The sequence below is a fragment of the Mycobacterium sp. TH-M15 genome, assembly GCF_057473705.1.
Genome location: NZ_JBYCLB010000518.1, coordinates 1 through 1,859, shown reverse-complemented (window position 1 = coordinate 1,859; position 1,859 = coordinate 1). Strand labels below are relative to the sequence as shown.

Here is a 1,859-nt window from a genome sequence, read left to right as displayed (position 1 = left end):
GCGCGGCGACCGTGCGCGCGTCGGAGCCGGGTCCGATCGCGGAGGTGATCCGGCGGTGTATCTCGGCGCCGATCCGCTCCCGGACCGCCCGCACCGCCGGATCGGCGCCGCCGAGCAGCGCGGTGGTGCAGGCGGCGGCCACCTCGGGCTCGTCGGCGACGACCAGGGCCAGGTGCCGCAGCGTCTGGTTCACCCGGGTGGTCATCGCCTCGTTGACGTCGGTGAAGTACGGAATTCGGCGGACCAGGTCGAGGTAGATCTCGGCGATCAGATGGTTCTTCGAGGAGAAGTAGGTGTAGGCGGTCGCCGGCGCCACCTGGGCGCGGCCGGCGACCGCCCGGATGGTGAGATCGGCGTAGCACTTCTCCCGCAGCATCTCCAGACCGGCGGTGAGCACTTTGCCGAACGTCTCCTGCTGCCGGCGGTTGCGCGCCGGCGGGGAGGCCTGGTCGGCGGCCGCGCCCAACCGCACCGATGCCATTTCGCTGGACACTTGTCTAAATTAGCCGAATCCGGGAGAATCAAGCAACCCTCCAGTTGGCAATGGCCCCACCCCGTTGCCTTGCGTGGCACTCGTCAAGGCAGTTAGGGTGCCACTGAACGTTATCGGACACCTGTCCAGGGAGGGCGGAATGGCGTTACCGGCCGAAGGCATCAGCAGGCTGCTGATCGATGGGGAACTGGTCCCCGGCGGTGCGGGCCGCTTCCCGACGGTGAACCCGGCCACCGAGGAGGTGCTCGGCGAGGCCGCCGACGCCGACGCCGCAGACATGGACCGGGCCATCGCGGCGGCCCGCCGCGCGTTCGACCAGACCGATTGGGCGCGCGACGTGGGCCTGCGGGTGCGCTGTGTGCGGCAACTGCGGGACGTGCTGCGTGAGCACCTCGAGGAGCTGCGCGAACTGACCGTCGCCGAGGCCGGCGCGCCCCGGATGCTCACCGCCAGCGCACAACTCGACGCGCCGGTGGGCGACCTCGGCTTCTTCGCCGACACCGCCGAGGGCTACCCCTGGCGCCGGGACCTGGGCGAGGCCTCGCCACTGGCCATCAAGAGCCGGCGCGTGCAGGTGCACCAGCCGGTCGGTGTCGGCGGCGCGATCACCCCGTGGAACTACCCGAACCAGATCAACCTGGCCAAGCTGGGCCCGGCGCTGGCGGCCGGAAACACCGTCGTGCTCAAGCCCGCCCCGGACACCCCGTGGTGTGCGGCCGTCCTCGGCCAGCTGATCGCCGAGCGGACCGACATCCCGCCCGGCGTGGTCAACGTGGTCACCTCCACCGACCACAGCCTGGGCGCGATGTTGTCCAAAGATCCTCGGGTGGACATGGTTTCGTTCACCGGGTCGACGGCCACCGGCCGCGCGGTGATGACCGACGCCGCCGGCACCGTCAAGAAGGTCTTCCTGGAACTCGGCGGCAAGTCGGCATTCGTGGTGCTCGACGACGCCGACCTGGCCGGGGCGTGCGCGGTGTCGGCGTTCTCGGCGTGCATACACGCCGGCCAGGGCTGCGCGATCACCACCCGGCTGGTGGTGCCGCGGTCGCGCTACGACGAGGCGGTGGCCGCGGCGGCGACCACGATGGGCTCGATCAAACCGGGCGACCCGGCCGACCCGGGCACGGTCTGCGGCCCGCTGATCTCGGCGCGCCAGCGGGACCGGGTGCAGCACTATCTGGACCTGGCGCTCGCCGAAGGCGGTACGTTCGCCTGCGGCGGCGGCCGGCCCGCCGACCGGCCGGCCGGGTTCTTCATCGAACCGACGGTGATCGCCGGGCTGACCAACGACGCCAAGGTCGCCCGGGAGGAGATCTTCGGGCCGGTGCTCACGGTGATCGGCTACGACGACCGGGACGGCGAC

2 protein-coding genes are annotated in these 1,859 nt (G+C 71.3%); one reads left to right on the top strand and one right to left on the bottom strand.

Annotated features, from left to right (window positions below; translation table 11 throughout):
* A partial coding sequence (locus AC2VNT_RS12635) for a TetR/AcrR family transcriptional regulator (protein WP_486947186.1) occupies positions 1-481 on the bottom strand: 481 nt, incomplete at its 3' end.
* Between the two features lie 151 nt (positions 482-632).
* Between AC2VNT_RS12635 and AC2VNT_RS12630 the strand changes: the two genes are divergently transcribed.
* A partial coding sequence (locus AC2VNT_RS12630; protein WP_486947185.1) for an aldehyde dehydrogenase family protein occupies positions 633-1,859 on the top strand: 1,227 nt, incomplete at its 3' end.